Below are 22,733 nucleotides of genomic sequence, written 5' to 3'. Positions count from 1 at the left end.
TCTAAATGAGCAGTGCGAGCCTGCTTTTGCCGCACGATTATCGAGCGCGGCGACTTGCACTGCGCCTGGCGGCGCCTTGACAGGCCGGGACCCCCGCCCTAGCATGCCGCGCAACCCTTCTGGAGCGACTCTCGCTGATGCAACCCCAAGCATTCTACCGCACGGTGGCGGACGATTTTAGCGCCGTCGACGGCATCATCAAGAAGCAGCTGACTTCTCGGGTGCCGCTGGTCTCGAAAATCGGCGACTACATCACCTCGGCCGGGGGCAAACGCCTGCGTCCTTTATTAGTGTTGCTGTGCGGCAAGGCCCTGGGTCGAGAAGGCGATGACCTACGCCTGCTGGCGGCGACCATCGAGTTCCTGCACACCGCCACCCTGTTGCATGACGATGTGGTCGACATGTCCGGCATGCGCCGTGGCCGCTCCACCGCCAACGCCATGTGGGGCAACGCCCCCAGCGTGCTGGTGGGCGACTTCCTGTATTCGCGCTCCTTCGAGATGATGGTCGAACTGGGCTCGATGCCGGTCATGAAGATCCTCGCCCAAGCCACGCGTATCATCGCCGAAGGCGAAGTGCTGCAGTTGTCCAAGGTGCGTGACGCCAGTACCACCGAAGAAACCTACATGGAAGTTATCCGCGGTAAGACCGCGATGCTCTTCGAAGCCTCCACCCACAGTGCCGCCGCCCTGTGCCAGGCCACGGAGGAACAAGCCGAAGCCCTGCGCACCTTCGGCGACCACCTGGGCATAGCCTTCCAGTTGGTCGACGACCTGCTGGACTACAAAGGCGATGCCCAGACCCTGGGCAAGAACGTCGGTGACGACCTCGCCGAAGGCAAGCCGACCCTGCCGCTGATCTATACCATGCGCGAAGGGACACCGGAGCAGGCCACCCTGGTACGCCAGGCGATCCAAAAAGGCGGGATCGAGGACCTGGAAAGCATTCGCGCCGCTGTTGAAGCCTCGGGTTCGCTGGAATACACCGCGCAACTGGCCCGTGACTACGTCGCACGCGCAATCGCTTGTCTGGAAGTCTTGCCAGCCAGCGAGTATCGCGATGCGCTGGTAGAACTGAGTGAATTCGCGGTCGCCCGTACTCACTGATCGCGGCGGTTTGTGGGAGCGGCCAATCGACGTCCGATTGCCCGCTTCGCTTCTGGCGTCCTTGAGACCCCTTCACAGCCAAGCCGCAATGCCGGACCGGCTGCCACCCCGGCCCGCCCACAACGCTCCTTCTCAGGCAAAACCCTATATAATGTGCGTTTTTAGCCTTCCTGAACCTGAGGAGCCTTAGTGAGCACGTTGCCAGCCTGCCCGAAATGCAATAGCGAATTCACCTACGAAGACGGTACCCAACTGGTCTGCCCGGAATGCGCCCATGAATGGTCCGCTACCGACGAAGCCGGGACGGCGCCCGCTGACAGCGTGAAAAAAGATGCCGTGGGCAACGTCCTGCAAGATGGCGATACCATCACTGTGATCAAAGACCTTAAAGTCAAGGGCACCTCCCTGGTAGTCAAGGTCGGGACCAAGGTCAAGAACATCCGCCTGTGCGACGGCGATCACGATATCGACTGTAAGATCGACGGCATCGGACCCATGAAGCTGAAATCAGAGTTCGTCAAAAAGGTCTGAACAAACACGGCATCTCCCCTGAGAGCCAGCTCCCACGGGAATCACAGCGCACCCCTACGCTTGACGCCAGACAACTCATCCACAGAAAAACCGGGAATTCGCTAATAGGTACTTGTCATTTGTTGAATAAGAACTATTCTCATTGATACCCATCAAGGAGATGAGACCATGACTTATTTGATCGATGCTTGGCTGGACCGCCCACACCCTTATCTGCGCATCCTGCATCGGGAAACCGGTGAAGTTTGTGCAGTCCTGGAAGAAGAAGCCCTGAATGAACTACAGGACCAGGGTGACCTGGATGTCAGCAGCCTGAGCTCCAGTGAGCCGTTGGTGCTCAAAGAACTGGTGCGCAGTCTGTTTCTATTCTGTTATGCCCGGGCCTTGCGCCCGACGGGAGACCTGAACAGCAAGCTGCAGGTGTGACAACGATGCCTGTGCCGGTGCGATTCCCGTGGGAGCAGGACCTGGTGGCCCTCAAGGGTGCCAGAAGCTTCGCGGGCAAGCCGCAATGCCGGAGCACCTGCTCCTACAGGGCCGTAACTTGTTACAGAACGTCGAGCAACTCGACGTCGAACACCAGAACGCTGTGCGGCGGAATGCTGCCAACGCCTTGAGCGCCGTAGGCCAATTCACTCGGCACATACAGGCGCCATTTGCTGCCGGTATTCATCAGTTGCAGGGCTTCGGTCCAACCGGCAATCACGCCGCCTACCGGGAACTCGGCCGGCTGGCTACGCTCGTAGGAACTGTCGAACACGGTGCCGTCGATCAGAGTGCCGTGGTAGTGCGTGCGAACCGTGTCTTCACGGGATGGCTTGGCGCCTTCGCCTTGGGTCAGCACCTCGAACTGCAAGCCCGATGCCAGGGTAGTGATGCCCTCACGCTTGGCGTTTTCAGCCAGGAATGCCAAGCCGGTCGCAGCCGCGGCTTCAGCCTTGGTGGCGGCCTCGGCCTGCATGACTTCACGGATAACCTTGAAGCTGGCGGACAGTTCATCCTGGCCCACACGGCTAGGCTTACCACCGAATGCGTCAGTCAGGCCGGCCAGGATTGCATCGAGACTCACGCCCGGTGGCGGGTTGTCACGCAGTTGGTCGCCCAACTGACGGCCAATACCGTAGCTGACGCGGGTTTCGTCGGTGGACAGATTTACTTCGGACATTTCACTGCTCCGCTATGGGTCTGCTTTGGAAAACACCCTGAAACATGGCATTTCCCTCGCGCCCGGAACCAAAAAGGGCAAGCAGACTAGCACAGAAGCGTCCAGCGTTAGCAGCCTCGCCAACCAAAATGGCAGAAGGCGATGGCACCCGCATGCGCCCCTCGACACCGGCAGGCACTCCACACATTTCGTCGTGTACCGGACCCACTGAAACGGCAGCGTTGGCATCAGCACAAGGCGAAAACGATACCGCCCATGCGTTTCACAACACACGGGCGGCACGAGAGACTACAAAGCGCGCTGATCAGTACTTGGTCAACTTGTCCAGGTAACCCATCGCAAAGGCCGAGACCACAAAGGTCATATGGATGATCACATACCACTGCAAGTGCACCGGATCGATGTTCTTGGCGTCCATGAATACCCGCAGCAGATGAATCGAGGAAATTGCCACGATGGAAGCCGCCACCTTCATTTTCAACGAAGTGGAATCCATCTTGCCCAGCCAACTGAGCTTCTCCTTGTCTTCGTCGATATCCAGTTGGGAAACGAAGTTCTCGTAGCCGGAGATCATCACCATCACCAGCAACCCGCCCACCAACGCCATGTCGATCAGCGACAGCAGCACCAGGATCAAGTCGGCCTCGGCCATGGCGAACACGTTGGGGATGACGTGAAGCACCTCCTGGAAAAATTTCAGCGCCAATGCCAGCAATCCTAAGGACAACCCGAAGTAGATCGGCGCCAGGAGCCAGCGCGAGGCATACATTGCATTTTCGATAAACCGTTCCATGAATCTCACATATCGCCTGAAAATGGCGACGAGTATACCAGCCGTGAAACTCGAGGGAAAAAAGCACGCGGCAACTGCCTCGTTCAACAGAGTGAGCGCTCTACAACGGCGATTTTCTGCTAGTGTCGACATCAACGACCTCGCGCATGCACTGTGGACAGGAAAATTCAACAATGGATTTGCGACGCCCCCTGGGTTGCCTCGGACTATCGGTAGCTCTGCTGATAAGCGGCTGCTCCCCCAACGATAAACAGCAACAGATCAGTCTCGAGGAAAAAACCGCACAATTCGAAAAAACCCTCGACGCAATCCAAGACCCCAAGCTCAAGGACGCCGTCGCAGACCTCGGCGGCTCATTGCTGCTGCTCGAACGCGCCCGAGCGCGCCTGCAGAACAAGCCGATCGAGACCCAGTACAGCGACGATGCCCTGGCGCTGCTTAAGCACTATCCCACTCCGCAGGCCTTGGCCGACACCTATATCAACGGGTTGTTCGTGCTGCGCAAGGACTCCAGCTCCGACTACCTGACTGACCTGCAGCCGATCTTCCCGTTCAGTTTCAACTATCCCGCGGGGTTCCCCTTCCCCCATGCGTTGGAATGGCAGTCGGTAACCTTAAGTAACAAGCAGGTCGTTCCCTTCCAACCAGAATGGTCGGAAACCGATCCCGGCATTCAGTTGAGCCCGTCCAGCGCCAACGTGACCAATCCGGACGAGCTGACGGTGACCTACCCTTACATCGATGGGGTAGAAGTCGAAAATCGCAACCAACCCCAGCCATTGACCCTGCACGGCAAGATCGAAGTGATTGCGCCTCGCAAGGTCTTTACCTTCAACCTGACCCGCCAAGACATCGGCAAGCAACAGAACAATGAAAACATCAATCTGACCCTGGTCTCCCTTGACCGGAACAATGCTGAGATCGAACTACGCAATAGCGCGTCGCAAGCCGCGCCGGTCGGCGATACCCCGCTGAACTCACTGATCGTCCAGGCCAAGGACAGCACCGGACAGTTCCTGGCGCGCTCGGGGGCCATCAATGAAAACGCCGCGCAGATCGCGTTCTACCAGCAGCAGTTGGATGAAATGCTCAAGCAGAAAAGTTGGAGCGACGCATTCGAGCAGAAACTCGACAATCAGCGAAAAGACTTCGAGGCCAAGCAGAGCAGCCATTACATCCGTGTGTACTTCAATGGCATCGTTGACACGCTGGAAATCAGCGTGCTGGATTTCTCCGGCGCCACCGTCAACCGCAAGGAGTTAGACCTTCCGATACGCCAGTTCGACAACACCACCCGCCAGGAAATTCGCCCACTGCCGATGCCAGTAGTGGTGTACGACGACCAGGCGACCCACTACCTCAAGGGCGCCAACCTCGACGCCGAACACCTGAAAAAAAGCATCAGCATCAGCCAGTCAGTGGACGACGCCAGTGCCGCGCGCATTGAGTTCTACCATCCGAAGACCTTCAACGACGAGCTGCTCGGTACCTCTTTCAGTCCTGGCGACAGCCCCGTAACGTTCTTTGCCGAAGACGAACAGGGAAAACGCGGTAAACCGCTGGAACTGTCCAGGGAAGCGTTCGAGGTCAATCCACTGGAAAGCACCATCACCTACGACCTCAACCTATTCCCGGAAACGCCGGCCTATGCTGTCGGTTCGATACCGCTGTTTCTCGCCGAGGTCCAGAAAAACACCCTGGACGCTCGCCAGCTTCCCAAAGGCCTGGAACTCAAGGGCAACGCGCTGGTGGTCGAGCAGAAGCTGTTCCCGGTCGAATCCTGGCGCTTTTATGCCAAGGACGACAGCGGCAACTACCTGAAGGAAATACTCGCCACCCGCCACAATGAGAAAGCCGACTCGCCGCCGCTGTATGAAGTGCACTACTTCTACGGCCAACCGACACATCTGGAAAGCTACCAGCGCACGAACCTGAAGACCATCGAGTACGGTTTCGAAGTCAAGCTCGACAAGGCGCGCAGCAACGAACCTGCCGAGTAGTGCCTCAGTGCAGTTCGCAGCCGCCGGGATGTCGACCGCGCTTGCCGTTGATCTGCCGTAGCTGGGCCTGCAGATGCAGGCGCCAAATCTGCGGTTCCTCGGCCAACTGGTAGCCGTGCAGAGTCAGACTTTCGACAATCGAGTCGAGGATCGATTCAGCGACGAAGGGGCCATGGAAAGGCCCCTGGGACTTGATCGCGGAAGGTTGCTCACCGGCCATTCCAGCGGCGAACAAGAGAGTCCACATACCATTATCACCGGCGAGCGGGCGGATAACGCATTCGATACGGGTGACCAGACCCAGGCATTGGCGGGTAAGACAAAGGCTGCGCGACATGGCGGCGACCCTCGGTAAGTCCTGTCTTCAGCCTCCTGCGGGAAGCTGTATCGTTCCAGTGACTACAGTGGATGTCCCTGCCCAGAGAATAGAATAAATCCACCGCACACAGAGTGTTGGAGGACCAACGGACGCAAAAGTTCTGATCATGGAAAACAACTTCAGGCGCAGCGTGCGGGAGCTGGCTTGCCAGCAAAGCTTTTTTGGCGGCTTTAAGGGCTCTTTCGTCGGCCAGCCTACCCCACGAAAGAGCCTACTCTCACAGTCTATGCAGGCCGTTAGCCGTCAGGACGCTTTGACCTGCGCCAGCGCCTGCTCGGCGGCCTCCTTGTCGCCTTCCCTAAGGTCGTCTTCGCCGATCATTTCGGCGATCACCCGCAGACGCTCCACTACCCTTGCATTGACACTGCCCTGCGGGAACTGGCCGTCGGCATCCGGCTCGCCGGCGGGCTCGCCCACCAGTAGGCCCAGCGCCTCGTCGGCCTGACGTACCGCATACACATGGAATTGTCCGGCGCGCACGGCGTGCAGAACCTTCTCATCAAGCATCAGCGTGGCGACGTTGGCCTGCGGGATGATCGCCCCCTGCTCGCCGGTCAGGCCACGGGCTTCACAGAGCCGGAAGAAGCCCTCGATCTTCTCGTTGACCCCGCCGACCGCCTGCACTTCCCCGAACTGGTTGATCGAGCCGGTAATGGCGAAGCATTGTTTGAGCGGAGTTTTCGACAAGGCCGAAATCAGCGTGCAGGCCTCACCGAGAGAGGCGCTGTCGCCGTCAACATAACCGTAGGACTGCTCCAGGGCGATACTCGCGCAGATCGCCAGGGGAAACTCCTGGGCATAACGGCTGCCCAAGTAGCCAGTGAGGATCATCACGCCCTTGGAGTGAATCGGCTGCCCCAGATTGACTTCGCGCTCGATGTCGACGATCCCGCTGCCACCCGGATACACCGTGGCGGAAATCCGCGCCGGTACGCCAAACGCCGAATCGCCGACTTCCAGCACCGTCAAGCCGTTGCACTTACCGACCGCAGCACCGGCAGTATCGATCAGGATGATCCCCGCCAGCATATCGTCGAGGATCCGCGCCGAAACCCGGCCGGTACGCGTGGCCTTGGCCTTGAGCGCCCGTTCGATATGACCGGCATCGGTCCGCTCGTCGCCGGCCAGGTGACGGATGAAATCCGCTTCGCTGACCAGTTGGAACAGATCGCCGATCCGCGCCGACAGACGCCCCTGATGCTCGGCCAGGCGCGCACTGTAGGTCGCCAGCCGGGCTACCGCATCGGCGGTCAAGGGGGCCATGCCTTCCTCCGAGGTACGGGTCTTGAGCAACTGGGCGAACTGCTCCAGGCTTTCATCGACCATCGGGATGTCTTCGTCGAAGTCCACCAGCACCCTGAACATTTCCTGGAAGTCCGGATCCAGGTCCTGCAGGGTGTAGTACAACTGTCGCGCGCCGATGATGATGACCTTGACCTGCAATGGCATCATCTGCGGCGTCAGGGTCACGGTCGCCAGACGCCCCAACTCGCCCAGCGGCGACTCCATCTTCAACTTGCGCGACTGTAAGGCGCGCTTGAGTGCATCCCAGACGAACGGCTCGCTAAGCATCTTCTCCGCTTCGAGGATCAGGAAACCACCGTTGGCGCGATGCAGCGCACCCGGACGCAATTGCCGGTAGGTGGTGTACAGCGCCCCCTGATCGGTGCTGTATTCGATACGACCGAACAGATTATCGTAGGTCGGGTGCGGCTCGAACACCACCGGCGCACCGCCGCTGGCCGGATGGCCGACCACCAGGCTCGGCGCGTACTGCTCTTCCAGCACCTTGCGGGCCACGGCGTCGGTCTTGCTGTCGTCCACCAATTGCTCGACCACGGTCTTGAGCAGGTTGACCTGCATCGCTTGCAGGTAACCGCAGACTGCCGCGTTCTCGGCATATTTCTCCGACAGCGGCGCGAGCAAAGGCTGTAAGGCCAGGGTAATGGTTTCTTCGTTCAACTGGCGTAACTGATTGCTCGATTCGCGCTTCCATTGCGGCAGGCTCGCGAGCTCTTCGTTGAGACGCTCTTCGAGGTCGGCGATATCGGTATGGAAACGCTCGCGCTCGGCCTCCGGCAATTGGGCGAACTCCGCCTCGTCGAGGGCTTTGCCGTCACTCATCGGGGTAAAGGCGATATTGCTGCTGTCGCGATACAGGGCGACTTCCTTTTCCAGCGCCAGGCGTTCGATCACATCCAGGGCACGGTCATAACGCTGGTTGAACGCACGGTCGATGGCACTTTTCTTCTGCTGGTAGGACGGATGCTCGAACACTGCCGGAAACGTCGCCAGCAGATTGTCGATCAGACCGTTGATATCGCTGATGAACGCGCCGGCCTCGCCTGCGGGCAACTCCAGCGCCCGTGGCTCGCGCGGCTCATCGAAATTATTGACGTAGACCCAATCCGAGGGGGTCTGCAGGCGTTTGCCTTCCGCCTTCAGGTAGCGTTTGACGAAGGAAAAACGCCCGGTACCAGGCTCTCCCATGACAAACACGTTGTAACCGGGGCGTGGCATCGCCACCCCAAACTGCAACGCTTCGACCGCGCGTTCCTGGCCAAGCACACCGCGAAAGGGCTCCAGATCATTGGTGGTAGAGAAGCTGAACTGTTCAGCGGAGAAAGGGCGAGTCAGCGCTTCGGGCGCTAGACGCAGGCTGGCAGCAACAGAATCAGGCATCGGGCTTCCTTACATCAGGCGGGGCAGATAACGGCATTCTGGCGCTGGCCGTACCCGACTGGCAAGGCAAGCGACAGGTGATTCCGCACAACGGGACAAAAGCCCTGGAAACAGGGCTGCAACACGATGTCTATCTTATTCACCCGGGGAAAAAACACGGAACCCTCGGATCGTGCCTAAACTCCAATGTGCACGGCTGGACTGATAACCGGCCCACCGGCGCTCTCACAGGCCGGACACCCTTGTCCATTGGTATGCACATAAAGAGAATAAAGCTATGAAACGGATTCTTCTCGGTACTCTCTTCACCGTTGTCTCCTTCCAGGCCATGGCCCAGGCGCCAGGCGGCCCGGATTGCGGTTGGGGCAACATGCTGTTCAAAGGTCAACGTGGCACCCCGGCACACTTCCTGGCCTCCACCACCAACGGCACTTCAGGTAACGCCACCTTCGGGATGACGTCCGGCACCAACGGCTGTACCACCAAAGACGCCCTGACCTACGGCGGCAAATCCTGGATTGCCATGAATGGCATGATGAACGAGCTGTCCGAAGACATGGCCAAGGGTCAGGGCGAGGCACTGACCACCTATGCCGTGGTCCTGGGTGTGGCGCCGCAAGACCGCGCCCATTTCGCGGCCGTGACCCACGAGCACTTCCAGCAGATCTTCAGCCAGGCTGACGTGACCGCCGACGACGTGCATACCAATACCCTGGCCGTACTCAAGAGCGATCCGCGCCTGGCCAAATACGCGCCTCAGGCTTAACCGCACCCCGCCCGCTCCTCCTGGAGCGGGCACTCCCTGCCCGACCCTCGTTCGTCTGACAACAGTTGCCCATCATGCTCAAACGCCTTGCCTACCTGGCGCTCAGTGTCTGCGCCCCGCTCCAAGCCGCCACGCACCTCGATGATCAACGTTTGCAACAACTGGCCAACGACCCCTTCTGGATCTCCCTGGGCCATTACGAAAGTGCCAAGCTGGGTGGCTGGCGCAGCTATGTGAGCGATAAGACATTCTTCCTCGCCGCCGACGGTGCCCATCACCCGGACGCGGAACTGAAGGCCACCGTCGCGGCGTTATACGCCCCGGCCAGCGCCGGTAACCAACACGCCCAATGCGTCTATCCAGCGCGCAGCCGCTGGCTCAAAGCGCAACTGCAACTGAGCGATCTACCGGCTGTGGACTGCTCCGACTTCAACCAATGGTTCAAGGACGTCTCGCCCCACAGTACGGTGATGATCTTTCCGGCGGCCTACCTGAACAGCCCCTCGTCGATGTTCGGCCATACCCTGCTGCGTATCGACCAGGAAGATGTCCAGCGCGACCAGACCGCGCTGCTCAGTTATGCGATCAACTTCGGGCCTATATCGAAGGCTCGGACAACAGCATCCTGTATGCCTGGAAAGGCCTGATGGGTGGCTATCCGGGACTGTTCGCCCTGGTGCCCTACCAGGAAAAACTCGCCGAGTACCGCAGCCTGGAAAACCGCGATCTCTGGGAGTACCGATTGAACCTGACGCCGGCAGAAACCCAACGCATGGTCGAGCACGTCTGGGAGCTGAAGCAGATCCAGTTCGATTACTTCTTCTTCGACGAAAACTGCTCCTATCGCCTCCTGGAGTTGTTGCAAGTCGCCCGACCGAGCCTGCGCCTGACCGGGCAGTTCCCGCTGACGGCCATCCCCACCGACACGGTGAAGGCAGTCAAGGCCGCCGGCCTGGTGGAAAAGATCGACTATCGTCCCTCCCGCGAGCGTGAATTGCTGGAACGGGCCAAACCGCTGAGTGCCGATGAGCAGCAGTGGGTACTCAAAGCCAGCGCGGATCAGAAAGTCCTCCAGGACCCACTTTTCAAGGCCCAGCCCAGGGCTCGCCAGGCGCTGATCGTCGACGCCGCCTATCGCCTCGAACGCTACCGGGCCAACGGCCTGGAGCGCGATCCGGTGCGCTCGCAACGCAGCTTCGAACTACTCCGGGCGATCAACCAAAATTCCGCGCCAGAACTGCGGATCACACCGCCAGGATTGCCGGAAAACGGCCATGAGTCGCGCACCTGGCAGGCCGCAATCGGCTCTCGCGGCGACAAGGCCTTCGCCGAGTACGGCCTGCGCATGGCCTACCACGACTTGAACGACAACGCCGAGGGCTTCCCGCTCGGCGCTCAGATCGAAATCCTGCAGATGAAACTACGCCAGTACGAAGGCAATCACTGGCAGTTGCAGCAACTGGACCTGGCGACCATTCGCTCGCTGACACCGCGCAACACGCTGCTGCAACCCTGGTCCTGGCAAGTGACCGGTGGCCTGGAACGGGTGCCCGGCAAACACGACGACCAGACCCTGGTCAGCCATGTCAATGGCGGAGCCGGTGGCACCTGGCAGTTGAGCGACCAATTGCTCGGCTTTGCCCTCGGCACCGTGCGCGTCGAACACAACGCCGATTTCGCCGCGTTCGTCTCGCCGGCCAGCGGGTTCAATACCGGCCTGTTGTGGAAAAACCCGCTGGGCAACCTGAGCCTGGAGGCCAAGGGCGACTACTTCACCAATGGCGAGGTGCGGCGCAGCCTGAGCCTGAACCAACAATGGCAACTGTCGCGCAACCTCGGCCTGCGCCTGAGTGCCGAGCGCGAGTTCAGCAAACTGGCGACGCCAGAGAACGAGGTGAAGCTGGAAGTGAAGTGGTATCACTATTGAGCCGGGCCTGAAGGCAGGTGGGCGCTATTCACACCGCCCGCACGCACCGGCGAGCGGGCTGTCGGTCAGACTGCAGATCGTTCTTAGCTGACAGGCATGAGCCCCGAAGGGCTGCGCTTTTCAACCTCGACCCGATCAGGCCAGTTTCTTGTGTCGTACCCGATGCGGCTGGGCCGCCGCGTCGCCGAGACGTTTCTTACGATCCGCTTCGTATTCGCTGTAGTTACCTTCGAAGAACACTGCTTGCGAGTCGTCTTCGTAGGCCAGGATGTGCGTCGCCACACGGTCCAGGAACCACCGATCGTGGGAGATCACGATGGCCGCACCCGGGAAGTCCAGCAGTGCCTCCTCCAGGGAACGCAGGGTTTCAACATCGAGGTCGTTGGAGGGTTCGTCGAGCAGCAGAACGTTGCCGCCTTCTTTCAGCGTCAGGGCCAGGTGCAGGCGGCCACGTTCACCACCGGACAGGTCCTTGACGAACTTCTGCTGGTCGCCGCCCTTGAAGTTGAAACGCCCGACATAGGTGCGCGACGGAATCTCGTAGTTGCCGATGCGGATCTGGTCGGAACCGTCGGAAATCTGCTGGAACACCGTCTTGCTGCCGTCGAGGTCGTCACGGCTCTGGTCCACGCAGGCCAGCTGCACGGTCTCGCCGATCTCGATACTGCCCGAGTCCGGGGTTTCCTTGCCCATTAGCATGCGGAACAGTGTGGACTTACCGGCACCGTTACCACCGATCACGCCGACAATCGCGCCCTTGGGCATGCTGAACGACAAGTTGTCGATCAACACGCGGTCGCCATAACCTTTGCTGACGTTCTTGAATTCGATGACCTTGTCGCCCAGGCGCGGACCGGCCGGGATGTAGATCTCGTTGGTCTCGCTGCGCTTCTGGAATTCCTGCGATTGCATCTCTTCGAAGCGTTGCAGACGGGCCTTGGATTTCGACTGGCGAGCCTTGGCGCCTTTGCGTACCCACTCCAGCTCTTCCTTCATGGCCTTTTCATGGGCCGACTGCTGCTTGGACTCCTGGGCCAGACGATCGGACTTGGCCTGCAGCCAGCCCGAATAGTTGCCTTCGTAGGGAATACCCGCGCCACGGTCGAGCTCGAGGATCCAGCCAGCGACGTTGTCGAGGAAGTAACGGTCGTGGGTGATGGCGACCACGGTGCCTGGGAAGTCGTGCAGGAAGTGCTCCAGCCAGGCCACGGAATCAGCATCCAGGTGGTTGGTCGGTTCGTCGAGCAGCAGCATGTCAGGAGCCGACAGCAGCAGGCGGCACAGCGCCACGCGGCGTTTTTCACCACCCGAAAGGTGTTCGACCCTGGCATCCCAGGCCGGCAGGCGCAGCGCATCGGCGGCGACTTCCAGTTGGCGTTCCAGGTTGTGACCGTCGCTGGCCTGCAGGATCGCCTCAAGCTTGGCCTGTTCGGCGGCCAGCTTGTCGAAGTCGGCATCCGGATCGGCGTAGGCGGCATAGACTTCGTCCAGGCGCGCCTGGGCGTCCTTGATCACGCTGACCGCTTCCTCGACCACTTCACGCACAGTCTTGCTCGGATCCAGCTGCGGTTCCTGCGGCAAGTAGCCGACATTCAGCTCCGGCATCGGTCGCGCTTCCCCGTCGAACTCGGTATCGACGCCGGCCATGATTTTCAACAGAGTGGATTTACCCGAACCATTCAGGCCAAGCACGCCGATCTTGGCGCCTGGGAAAAAAGACAAGGAGATATTTTTCAGGATTTCCCGCTTCGGCGGAACAACTTTGCTCAGCCGATGCATGGTGAAGACGTATTGAGCCATGGAGAACCTAGCGTCAGTGACTGTTGAATAAGGGCGCGAGCCTAGCTCGGACAAGGCGGGATCGTGCGGCATGCGTCATGCCTGGCCAACGCGACGCCAATCCCAGCCTCAATGAGGAGCGCAAACCTCCCGCGTAACCAGCAAAGCTACCTGAATGCGTGAAACAGGGCAAACCGCTCGGCCGAACAGCACTGGCACTTTGCCACAAGTCAAGGCATGCTAGGCGCCCTTCGGGCGTCCGGCTTATAGTGCATGTCGCGCCAATCCAGCCCAACCGCAGGATCACAGTTTGACCAACGCCAACCCGCCATCGCCCGTGTGCGCACCCCATCATGTGGTCGGTACGCCCTTACTCGGCACAATCAAAGGCATACTGGCGATACCGGTGCTGTTCCTGCTCGCCCTGCTGTTCTGGCAACTGATCGATCAATTCCAGCAAACCCGCCAGATGCAGCGCCAGTACAGCATCGACTATAGCGCTGAGCAGGCCGATCACTTCAGTATGAAGATGAAGCTCAATGCGCAGATTGCGGCCAACCTGTTGCCGATCTTCGAGCCGCCCAAGACTCGCGAGCAGCAACAGCAACTACTGGGCAAACTGCGCCTGTCCCTGCCGGATATCCAGAGTATTGCGCGGCTCGACGCCAAGGGCAGCCTCATCGGCGACAGCGCCGTCGACAGCCAGGATACCGGCTACCTCGCCGAGCTGGTCCGGCGCGGCACCCGCTCCCAGGTCTATTACTTCAGCAATGACAACGACGGCGCGCGGGTGTACCTGCTGCTGCACCAGGCCAGCGGCGAGACCAACGGCTACTGGGCATTGCGCCTGTCGCCAAGGCTGTTCCAGGACCTCGCCCATCAGACCGAGCAAAAACTTCGACCCACCTGGATCATCGAGAACCGCCGGAATCATCGCGTCATCAGCCGCGATAACGACATCATCCCACAGCCTTCGGTGCTACAACCGGATGACGAAGCCAACAGCGTACTCATCGTCCCGCTGTCCAACAGCGACTGGCAGTTGCGTGGCCTGCTCGACCAGCGCCAGGTACTCAAGGAGCTGCTCCCTGCGTTGATCGGCAAGTGCCTGCTGGGACTAGGACTGTCAATGCTGCCGGTGCTGGCACTGATCAATAGGCGCCGCCGCCAGCGCCTGGTACATGAAGGACAGCGGCGCTACCAGGATATGTTCGAAGGCACCGGCGTGGCACTTTGCGTCCTCGACCTGTCAGAGTTGCCGGCGTTTCTCGAAAGCCACCGCCTGACCGACAGTGAAAGCCTCAAGCGTTGGATCGTTCAGGATCCCGAACACCGGCGCTTGCTGCTGGAAGCATTGCGCATCACCGAGATTAACCGGGTGGCGCTGCGCCTGCTCAGTGTCGACTCTCGCGAGACCGCCTGGAGTTGTCTGATCGACGGTCGCCCAATGCAGATCAGCGGTATCGGCTACCCACTGGTGGAAGCGCTGATCAACCGCCAGAGCCAATTGGAACTGGAGATCAAGCTCACCGACGCCCACGGCCAGGACCAGCACCTCTGGCTGGTCCTGCGTCTGCCGCAAGACCCTCGCGACTACCCGACGGTCATCCTCAGCATCACCGATATCACCAGCCGCAAGCTGATCGAACTCTCGTTGCTGGAGCGCGAGGGGTTCTGGTCGGATGTCGTGCGTACCGTGCCGGATCACCTCTACGTGCAGGACGTGATGAGCCAGCGGATGATCTTCAGCAACCACCATCTGGGCCAGACGCTCGGCTACAACAAGAGTGAACTGCAGCAGATGGGCGAGTACTTCTGGGAGATTCTGTTGCATCCCGAAGACGCCGAACACTATCACCGCCTGCGCCATCAGGAGCGCCATGGCGGGTACAGTCAACTGCTGCACTGCCAGTTGCGCTTTCGCCATCGCGATAACAAATGGCGGCGCTTCGAGATCCGCGAGCAGGCCCTGGCCCGGGACCAGTATGATCAGGTCACACGGATCATTGGCGTGGCCAAGGACATCACCGACCAGATCGAGGCCAGCGAATCCCTGCGCGACAGCGAACAGCGCTACCGGATGCTCGCCGAAAGCATCAGCGATGTGATTTTCTCCACTGACAGTGAGCTGCGCCTGAACTATGTCAGCCCGTCGGTGCAGGCCGTGCTCGGTTATGAAGTCGACTGGGTCCTCCAGAACGGCTGGCACTCGACCATCGCCAACCCGCTGCAACTGACCGGTATCTACCAGTTGATGGAACGTGTCAGCAAGGCTCTGGACAAACCCGACCAACTGGCAGAGCTGCGCAGCCAAGTGCAGACTCAACTGTTTCTGTTCGATTGCCTGCGGGCCGATGGACGCAAGATCCCGGTTGAACTGCGCCAGGTGCTGATCTGGGACGAACAGGGGGCCTTCGAAGGCATTCTGGGCGTCGGTCGCGATATCAGCCAGCAGCGTAGCGCGGAAAAAGACCTGCGCATGGCCGCCACGGTTTTCGAGCACTCGACCTCGGCGATCCTGATTACCGACCCGGCCGGCTATATCGTCCAGGCCAACGAAGCCTTCAGCCGCGTCAGCGGTTATGCTGTCTCCGATGTCCTTGACCAGTTACCTAACATGCTCACGGTCGACGACCAACAGCAAGCCCACCTGCGCTATGTGCTCAAGCAACTGCAACAGCACAACACGTGGGAAGGTGAAGTCTGGCTCAAGCGGCGCAACGGCGAGCATTATCCGGCCTGGGTGGGCATCACCGCCGTGGTCGATGACGAAGGCGACCTCGCCAGTTATGTGTGCTTCTTCAGTGATATCAGTGAGCGCAAGGCCAGCGAACAGCGGATCCATCGCCTCGCCTACTACGACGCCCTGACTCACTTGCCCAACCGCACACTGTTCCAGGACCGCCTGCACACCGCACTGCAACAGGCTGAACGGCAAAAGTCCTGGGTGGTGCTGATGTTCCTCGACCTCGACCGGTTTAAGCCGATCAACGATTCCCTGGGCCACGCCGCCGGCGACCGCATGCTCAAGGAAATGGCCTCGCGTTTGCTGGCGTGCGTCACCGAAGATGACACCGTGGCCCGCATGGGCGGCGACGAGTTCACCTTGCTGCTGCAACCACGGACCACTCGCGAAATGGCCTTGAACCGGGCGATTAACGTCGCCGAGCAGATCCTCTCAAGCCTGGTGACGCCCTTTGTGCTCGAAGGACGAGAGTTCTTCGTCACCGCCAGTATCGGCATCGCCTTGAGCCCACAGGACGGCTTCGAGCTCAGCCAACTGATGAAAAACGCCGATACCGCGATGTACTACGCCAAGGAGCGCGGTAAGAACAACTTCCAGTTCTACCAGGCCGACATGAACGCCAGCGCCCTGGAACGCCTGGAATTGGAAAGCGACCTGCGCCACGCCCTGGAACAGAATGAATTCGTGCTTTACTACCAACCACAGTTCAGCGGCGACGGCAAGCGCCTGACTGGCGCCGAAGCGTTGCTGCGCTGGCGCCATCCACGACGCGGACTGGTGCCGCCGGGCGACTTTATCCCAGTGCTCGAAGAACTTGGGCTGGTGGTGGATGTCGGTGACTGGGTGCTGTCCGAGGCCTGCCGCCAGCTCAAAACCTGGCACCAGAACAAGGTTCGGGTACCGAAGGTGTCGGTAAATATCTCCGCGCGGCAGTTCTCCGACGGACAGTTGGGGACGCGGATCGCCACCATTCTGCGGGACACCGGTTTGTCACCGGCCTGCCTGGAGCTGGAGCTGACCGAAAGTATCCTGATGCGCGAAGTCAGCGAAGCGATGCTGATCCTCGCCGGCCTGAAAAATCTCGGCCTGAGCATTGCCGTGGACGACTTCGGCACCGGCTACTCGTCGCTCAACTACCTCAAGCAGTTCCCCATCGACGTGTTGAAGATCGACCGCACCTTCGTCGACGGCTTACCGTCGGGCGAGCAGGATGCCCAAATAGCCCGTGCGATCATCGCCATGGCCCACAGTCTGAACCTGGCGGTGATCGCCGAAGGCGTGGAAACCCACGAGCAACTGGATTTTCTGCGCGAGCACGGTTGCGATGAAGTGCAGGGCTACCTGTTCGGCCGGCCAATGGCCGCCAATCGATTCGAGGCACAGTTCAGCAATGATGCGCTGTTCATGTTCGACTGACCTCGTGACGAGCGGCTCGGTCAGGACGCCGCACCCGCAGCAGCCGTAAAACCGCGCCATTTTCCCCCGCGGGCCCACCCCGCGCCCTGACTTCGCTGCGAGCCAAACGCAGCGTGAACGCCGCTTATCCGCGACGTGATGCCCTTTCATATGCCAGACAAAACCCATTGGGTTAGAATGCCTTCCTTTTCTGCCCCGATCCTTGAGGACCGCCATGTTCAGCCGTGATTTGACTATTGCCAAGTACGACGCCGATCTCTTTGCCGCCATGGAGCAAGAAGCTCAGCGCCAGGAAGAGCACATCGAGCTGATCGCCTCGGAAAACTACACCAGCCCAGCAGTGATGCAAGCTCAGGGCTCCGTTCTGACCAACAAGTACGCCGAAGGCTATCCGGGCAAGCGTTACTACGGCGGCTGCGAGTACGTCGACGTGGTCGAGCAGCTTGCAATCGACCGCGCCAAGGAACTGTTCGGTGCCGATTACGCCAACGTCCAGCCACACGCCGGCTCCCAGGCCAACGCCGCCGTCTACCTGGCCCTGCTACAAGGCGGCGACACTATCCTGGGCATGAGCCTGGCCCACGGCGGTCACCTGACCCACGGCGCCAGTGTTTCCTCCTCCGGCAAGCTGTACAACGCCGTACAGTACGGCATCGACGCCAACGGCCTGATCGACTACGACGAAGTCGAGCGCCTGGCGGTCGAGCACAAGCCGAAAATGATCGTGGCCGGTTTCTCCGCCTACTCGCAGATCCTCGATTTCCCGCGCTTTCGCGCCATTGCTGACAAGGTCGGCGCCTATCTGTTCGTCGACATGGCCCACGTGGCCGGTCTGGTCGCCGCTGGCGTCTACCCGAATCCGGTGCCGTTCGCCGATGTCGTCACCACCACCACCCACAAGACCCTGCGCGGTCCACGTGGTGGCCTGATCCTGGCTCGCGCCAACGCCGAGATCGAGAAGAAACTCAACTCCGCAGTATTCCCAGGCGCCCAGGGCGGCCCGCTGGAGCATGTCATCGCCGCCAAGGCGATCTGTTTCAAGGAAGCCCTGCAGCCTGAGTTCAAGGCCTACCAGGAGCAGGTGGTGAAGAACGCCCAGGTCATGGCCGAGGTGTTCATCGAACGCGGTTTCGACGTGGTTTCCGGGGGCACCAAGAACCACCTGTTCCTGCTGTCGCTGATCAAGCAGGACATCTCCGGTAAAGACGCCGACGCGGCGCTGGGCAAAGCCTTCATCACCGTGAACAAGAACTCGGTGCCAAACGACCCACGCTCCCCGTTCGTCACCTCCGGGCTGCGCTTCGGCACTCCGGCGGTCACCACCCGTGGCTTCAAGGAAAGCGAGTGCCGCGAGCTGGCCGGCTGGATCTGCGACATCCTGGCCGACCTGAATAACGAAGCGGTGATCGAGGCCGTTCGCGAGAAGGTCAAGGCTATCTGCCAGAAGCTGCCGGTCTACGGCGCCTGATAGCCGCTCGCCGAAAGCGCACATGGCCACCGATGCCCCGACTTGTCGGGGCATTTGCGTTTTAGGCGTGCACAAAAAACCAATGGCCGGCCAAGGTCTTTACAACATGCCCATCGGGTTTCGCACACCAAGACGGAAACGCCTTTCTGCCCCTGGCGGCTTTCGCCAATAGGGATATCGACGTACACAGGACATGCTGAGCACTCATTCACAACGAGGTTTCAACCATGATCCAAGCCATTATCCGAGGCACGGCACTGGCCGTATTGTGCACTCTGCCATGCACTGCCGTGTATGCGGACACCACAACGGATAACGAACACCACTGCGTTGCCCTTACGCCGTCGCCTCAGGCACCGCAAGGCGTTGAGGTCGTCTATGAACGAATTTCCGCGTCCAGTGCGCAGGCTGCCGAGGTGAAGATGGCGCGCAAACATCTCCAGGCCGAAACCGTTCGCTGCTTCTAGGCTCCGCAAGAAATGTCTCTACGCTCGCTCAGGCGGCGTTGACAGCCAGCTCGCCCAGCTCATTACCCCGTCAACCGCCGGTCAGTCGCGCAAACCCCTCGCGGATCTTCTGCTCCGGCAATTCGTCGGCAATGAACACGATCACACTTTCCCGCGCCGCACCCTCTTCCCATTCGGTGTCCCAGTCGAAGCCGTAGAGCTTGAGTACCCCCTGGAACACCAGGCGGCGCGGTTCCCCGGCGATATTCAACACGCCCTTGTAGCGTAATAGCTGTTTGCCATGATCTTCCAACAGCTCGTTCATGAACTCACTGAGCCGGTCGATATCCAGCGGCCGATCGGTGCGCAGTACCAGGCTGGAAATGCGATCGATGGAGGACGCCGTGCCGACCGGGCGCAAACTCAAGCCGCCGCCCAGGTCGGCATTGAGATTGAAGCCGCGCACATCCAACAGTTGCGCCAGATCGATAGCGCCATGCTCGACGATACGGATCGGTGCTCGCCGGTTGATTCGTGTCAGGCGCTCGCTCAACGCGTTGAAGGTTGCCTCGTCTACCAGATCGCGTTTGCTCACCAACAGGCGGTCGGCAAAACCGATCTGCGCCTGGGCGATGGTCTGGCTCAGGTGGTGCTCGGCGTGGGCCGCGTCCACCAGCGTGATGATGCCATCGAGGATATAGCGCTCACGTAGTTCCTCGTCGATAAAAAAGGTCTGGGCCACGGGCGCCGGATCGGCCAGCCCGGTGCATTCGATCACCAGCCGATCAAAGACGATTTCACCGCTGTCCAGACGTTCGAGCAACAGATACAGGGCCTTGGTCAGGTCAGTGTGAATGGTGCAACAGACGCAGCCATTGGCCAGGGTCATTACCTGCACCGGCTCGACGCCCAGCAACTGGGTGTCGATACCGGCGTCGCTGAATTCGTTCTCGATCACGGCGATTTTCAGGCCGTGCTCGGCCTTGAGCAGATAGCGCAGCAACGTAGTCTTGCCGGCACCGAGAAAGCCACTGAGGACAGTGACGGGAATAGGGACTGACAAAAGAACATCTCCCATGCGCTAAAAAAAGTGGGAGCCCGGCTAGCCGGCTCCCACAGTGACGATGTTCAACCTTGAAGATCCCAATACGCCCTCAAGAGAGCGCCCGCTGAATCAACAACACTTCGGCCCACCCTTACCGCCATAACGGGCTTCCTGACGCTCCCGGAAGAATACCTCGTAGCTCATGATGGGCTTATCCGGGTGCTTGCCCTGCATGTGCTCGACGTAGGTGTCGTAATCGGGCATACCGACCATCAGGCGCGCAGCCTGACCGAGGTATTTACCGAGGCGGCTCAGGTCATTGAACATCGCAGTATTCCTCCATCAGGCTTCAGGCAGGGCCTGGAACGGTGTTTCCTTGTCCGTGCGTGCCTTGTTGCCCCAGGCCGCGACACCGACCTTGAGCGCGTAGAACAGAATGCTGAAGACCACGAACAAGAACAGCGCCGTCAACGTCGCGTTGGTGTAGGCGTTGAAGATTACGTGCTGCATCTGCGTGATGTCCTTGGCCGGGGCAATCACCTGCCCGGCCTCCAGCGCGACACTGTATTTCTTCGCCAGCGCCAGGAAGCCGATGGCCGGGCTCGGATCGAACAGTTTGATAAAGCCCGCAGCCGTGGTACAGATCAACAACCAGACCGCCGGCAGCAAAGTCACCCAGACGTAGCGCTGGCGCTTCATCTTGATCAGCACGACGGTACCGAGCATCAGGGCGATACCGGCCAGCATCTGATTGGAGATACCGAACAGCGGCCACAAGGTGTTGATGCCTCCCAACGGATCGATCACGCCCTGGTACAGCAGGTAACCCCAGAGTGCGACGCAGCCGCCGGTAGCGATCACGTTAGCGGTCCAGGACTCGGTGCGTTTGAGCGACGGCACGAAAGAGCCGAGCAGGTCCTGCAACATGAAGCGCCCGGCACGGGTGCCCGCATCGACGGCCGTCAGGATAAACAGCGCTTCGAACAGGATCGCAAAGTGATACCAGAACGCCATGGTGTTTTCACCCGGCAGGACATGGTGGAGGATCTGCGCGATACCCACCGCCAGGGTCGGTGCGCCACCGGCACGGGCCAGGACGGTGGTTTCGCCGATGTCCTTGGCCACTGCCTGGAGCGCCTCCGGAGTAATCGCGAAGCCCCAACTGCTGACGGTCTGCGCCACGGCCACCACATCGCCGCCGACAATCGCCGCCGGACTGTTCATGGCGAAGTACACGCCCGGCTCGATCACCGAAGCGGCGACCATCGCCATGATTGCCACGAAGGACTCCATCAACATGCCGCCGTAGCCGATGTAGCGGGCGTTGGTTTCGTTATCCAGCAACTTGGGCGTGGTCCCGGATGAGATCAGCGCATGAAAACCGGACACCGCGCCACAGGCAATGGTGATGAACAGGAACGGAAACAGTCCGCCTTTCCAGACCGGCCCGGTGCCGTCGGTGAACTGGGTCAGCGCGGGCATTTTCAGCTCGGGCATGGTGATCAGGATGCCGATCGCCAGGGCGACGATGGTACCGATCTTGAGGAACGTCGACAGGTAATCCCGTGGTGCCAGGATCAGCCACACCGGCAGCACTGCGGCGACGAAGCCGTAGCCGATCAACATCCAGGTGATCTGAATGCCCGTGAAGCTGAAGGCCTTGGCCCAGACCGGATCCGCCGCGATCTGACCTCCCAACCAGATCGAGCCAAGCAGCAGGACCACGCCGATGAGGGAGATTTCCCCGATACGACCCGGCCGGATGTATCGCATGTAGATGCCCATGAACATGGCGATCGGGAGGGTCGCCATGACGGTGAAGATTCCCCATGGGCTCTCGGCCAGGGCCTTGACCACGATCAGCGCCAGCACCGCGAGGATGATGATCATGATCAGGAAGCAGCCGAACAAGGCAATGACCCCAGGAATGCGACCCATTTCCTCACGCACCATCTCGCCCAGCGAGCGACCGTCGCGCCGGGTCGACAGGAACAGCACCATGAAGTCCTGGACCGCACCGGCCAGCACCACCCCGGCAATCAACCAGAGCGTGCCGGGCAGGTAGCCCATCTGCGCCGCCAGCACCGGGCCGACGAGCGGGCCCGCACCGGCAATCGCCGCGAAGTGGTGACCGAACAGAATGTGTTTGTTGGTCGGTACATAGTCCAGACCATCGTTATTCAGCACCGCCGGGGTCGCCCGATTGCCATCGAGCTGCATGACATTGTTGGCGATGAACAGACTGTAATAACGATAAGCAACCAGATAGATTGCCACGGCGGCGACCACGATCCACAAGGCGTTGATCGCCTCGCCACGGCGCAAGGCCACCACGCCCAAGGCGCATGCTCCCACGATGGCCAGCACCAACCAGGGTACATGGCGAAAAGGGCTACTATTATTTTTCATTTTTTTATTCCAGCCAGATGGACAGAAAAACAGCCACCCTGAGTTTAACGCCAAAGCGGCCAATGGCTATACCCG

General features: G+C 60.2%; 16 protein-coding genes and 1 pseudogene. 9 read left to right on the top strand and 8 right to left on the bottom strand.

The window, feature by feature from the left end; all coding sequences use genetic code 11:
- Positions 1–137: 137 nt before the first annotated feature.
- The 3 genes from AWM79_RS22570 to AWM79_RS22560 all read left to right on the top strand — a co-directional run bounded on the left by AWM79_RS22570 (position 138) and on the right by AWM79_RS22560 (position 2,063).
- On the top strand, positions 138–1,106 hold the full coding sequence (locus AWM79_RS22570) for a polyprenyl synthetase family protein (protein ID WP_017132821.1): 969 nt from the start codon (positions 138–140) through the stop codon (positions 1,104–1,106).
- A gap of 189 nt (positions 1,107–1,295) precedes the next feature.
- On the top strand, positions 1,296–1,637 hold the full coding sequence (locus AWM79_RS22565; protein WP_060783817.1) for a zinc ribbon domain-containing protein YjdM: 342 nt from the start codon (positions 1,296–1,298) through the stop codon (positions 1,635–1,637).
- Between the two features lie 168 nt (positions 1,638–1,805).
- Positions 1,806–2,063, top strand: coding sequence for a PA4570 family protein (locus tag AWM79_RS22560; protein WP_017132819.1), 258 nt, complete (start codon positions 1,806–1,808; stop codon positions 2,061–2,063).
- Between the two features lie 121 nt (positions 2,064–2,184).
- Here the strand turns inward: AWM79_RS22560 and bamJ are convergent, their stop codons facing one another.
- The gene (gene bamJ, locus AWM79_RS22555; protein ID WP_017132818.1) at positions 2,185–2,802 is read right to left on the bottom strand and encodes a BamJ family beta-barrel-assembly machinery protein; all 618 of its coding nucleotides are present in this window, start codon (positions 2,800–2,802) and stop codon (positions 2,185–2,187) included.
- A 304-nt stretch (positions 2,803–3,106) separates the two neighbouring features.
- Complete coding sequence (locus tag AWM79_RS22550) at positions 3,107–3,595, bottom strand: TIGR00645 family protein (protein ID WP_017132817.1); 489 nt, start codon at positions 3,593–3,595, stop codon at positions 3,107–3,109.
- A gap of 173 nt (positions 3,596–3,768) precedes the next feature.
- Between AWM79_RS22550 and AWM79_RS22545 the strand changes: the two genes are divergently transcribed.
- A complete protein-coding gene (locus tag AWM79_RS22545; protein WP_060783816.1) occupies positions 3,769–5,595 on the top strand; it encodes a hypothetical protein in 1,827 nt (608 codons plus the stop codon).
- A gap of 4 nt (positions 5,596–5,599) precedes the next feature.
- Here the strand turns inward: AWM79_RS22545 and AWM79_RS22540 are convergent, their stop codons facing one another.
- Together AWM79_RS22540 and AWM79_RS22535 are read right to left on the bottom strand one after the other, a co-directional pair.
- Complete coding sequence (locus tag AWM79_RS22540) at positions 5,600–5,932, bottom strand: PA4575 family protein (protein WP_017132815.1); 333 nt, start codon at positions 5,930–5,932, stop codon at positions 5,600–5,602.
- 285 nt (positions 5,933–6,217) lie between these two features.
- Positions 6,218–8,656, bottom strand: coding sequence for a Lon protease family protein (locus AWM79_RS22535; protein ID WP_060783815.1), 2,439 nt, complete (start codon positions 8,654–8,656; stop codon positions 6,218–6,220).
- A 277-nt stretch (positions 8,657–8,933) separates the two neighbouring features.
- Between AWM79_RS22535 and AWM79_RS22530 the strand changes: the two genes are divergently transcribed.
- Both AWM79_RS22530 and AWM79_RS22525 read left to right on the top strand, forming a co-directional pair.
- Positions 8,934–9,422 carry a DUF3015 domain-containing protein gene (locus tag AWM79_RS22530; RefSeq protein WP_017132813.1) on the top strand — a complete coding sequence of 163 codons (489 nt, stop codon included), beginning with the start codon at positions 8,934–8,936 and terminating at the stop codon, positions 9,420–9,422.
- 74 nt (positions 9,423–9,496) lie between these two features.
- Positions 9,497–11,349, top strand: a pseudogene (locus AWM79_RS22525) (Lnb N-terminal periplasmic domain-containing protein).
- 135 nt (positions 11,350–11,484) lie between these two features.
- On the opposite strand, the gene ettA reads toward AWM79_RS22525, so the two are convergent.
- Complete coding sequence (gene ettA / locus AWM79_RS22520) at positions 11,485–13,149, bottom strand: energy-dependent translational throttle protein EttA (protein ID WP_060783814.1); 1,665 nt, start codon at positions 13,147–13,149, stop codon at positions 11,485–11,487.
- A 289-nt stretch (positions 13,150–13,438) separates the two neighbouring features.
- Here ettA and AWM79_RS22515 point away from each other — a divergent pair, with 289 nt between their 5' ends.
- From AWM79_RS22515 to AWM79_RS22505, 3 genes are all read left to right on the top strand, one after another.
- Entirely contained in the window at positions 13,439–17,290 is a 3,852-nt protein-coding gene (locus AWM79_RS22515; protein ID WP_060783813.1) for a bifunctional diguanylate cyclase/phosphodiesterase, read from the top strand.
- A 214-nt stretch (positions 17,291–17,504) separates the two neighbouring features.
- On the top strand, positions 17,505–18,758 hold the full coding sequence (gene glyA, locus AWM79_RS22510) for a serine hydroxymethyltransferase (RefSeq protein ID WP_017132809.1): 1,254 nt from the start codon (positions 17,505–17,507) through the stop codon (positions 18,756–18,758).
- A 227-nt stretch (positions 18,759–18,985) separates the two neighbouring features.
- The gene (locus AWM79_RS22505; protein WP_060783812.1) at positions 18,986–19,225 is read left to right on the top strand and encodes a hypothetical protein; all 240 of its coding nucleotides are present in this window, start codon (positions 18,986–18,988) and stop codon (positions 19,223–19,225) included.
- Between the two features lie 70 nt (positions 19,226–19,295).
- Here AWM79_RS22505 and yjiA read toward each other — a convergent pair whose 3' ends face one another.
- From yjiA to AWM79_RS22490, 3 genes are all read right to left on the bottom strand, one after another.
- On the bottom strand, positions 19,296–20,282 hold the full coding sequence (yjiA, locus tag AWM79_RS22500; RefSeq protein WP_167375441.1) for a GTPase: 987 nt from the start codon (positions 20,280–20,282) through the stop codon (positions 19,296–19,298).
- Between the two features lie 96 nt (positions 20,283–20,378).
- Complete coding sequence (locus tag AWM79_RS22495) at positions 20,379–20,576, bottom strand: YbdD/YjiX family protein (RefSeq protein WP_017132806.1); 198 nt, start codon at positions 20,574–20,576, stop codon at positions 20,379–20,381.
- A gap of 15 nt (positions 20,577–20,591) precedes the next feature.
- The gene (locus AWM79_RS22490; protein WP_017132805.1) at positions 20,592–22,658 is read right to left on the bottom strand and encodes a carbon starvation CstA family protein; all 2,067 of its coding nucleotides are present in this window, start codon (positions 22,656–22,658) and stop codon (positions 20,592–20,594) included.
- Positions 22,659–22,733 lie beyond the last annotated feature (75 nt).

Source organism: Pseudomonas agarici, assembly GCF_001543125.1.
Classification (GTDB): Bacteria; Pseudomonadota; Gammaproteobacteria; order Pseudomonadales; family Pseudomonadaceae; genus Aquipseudomonas; species Aquipseudomonas agarici.
The sequence above is the reverse complement of the archived record's forward strand: the minus strand, read 5'-3'. Positions and strand labels throughout refer to the sequence as shown.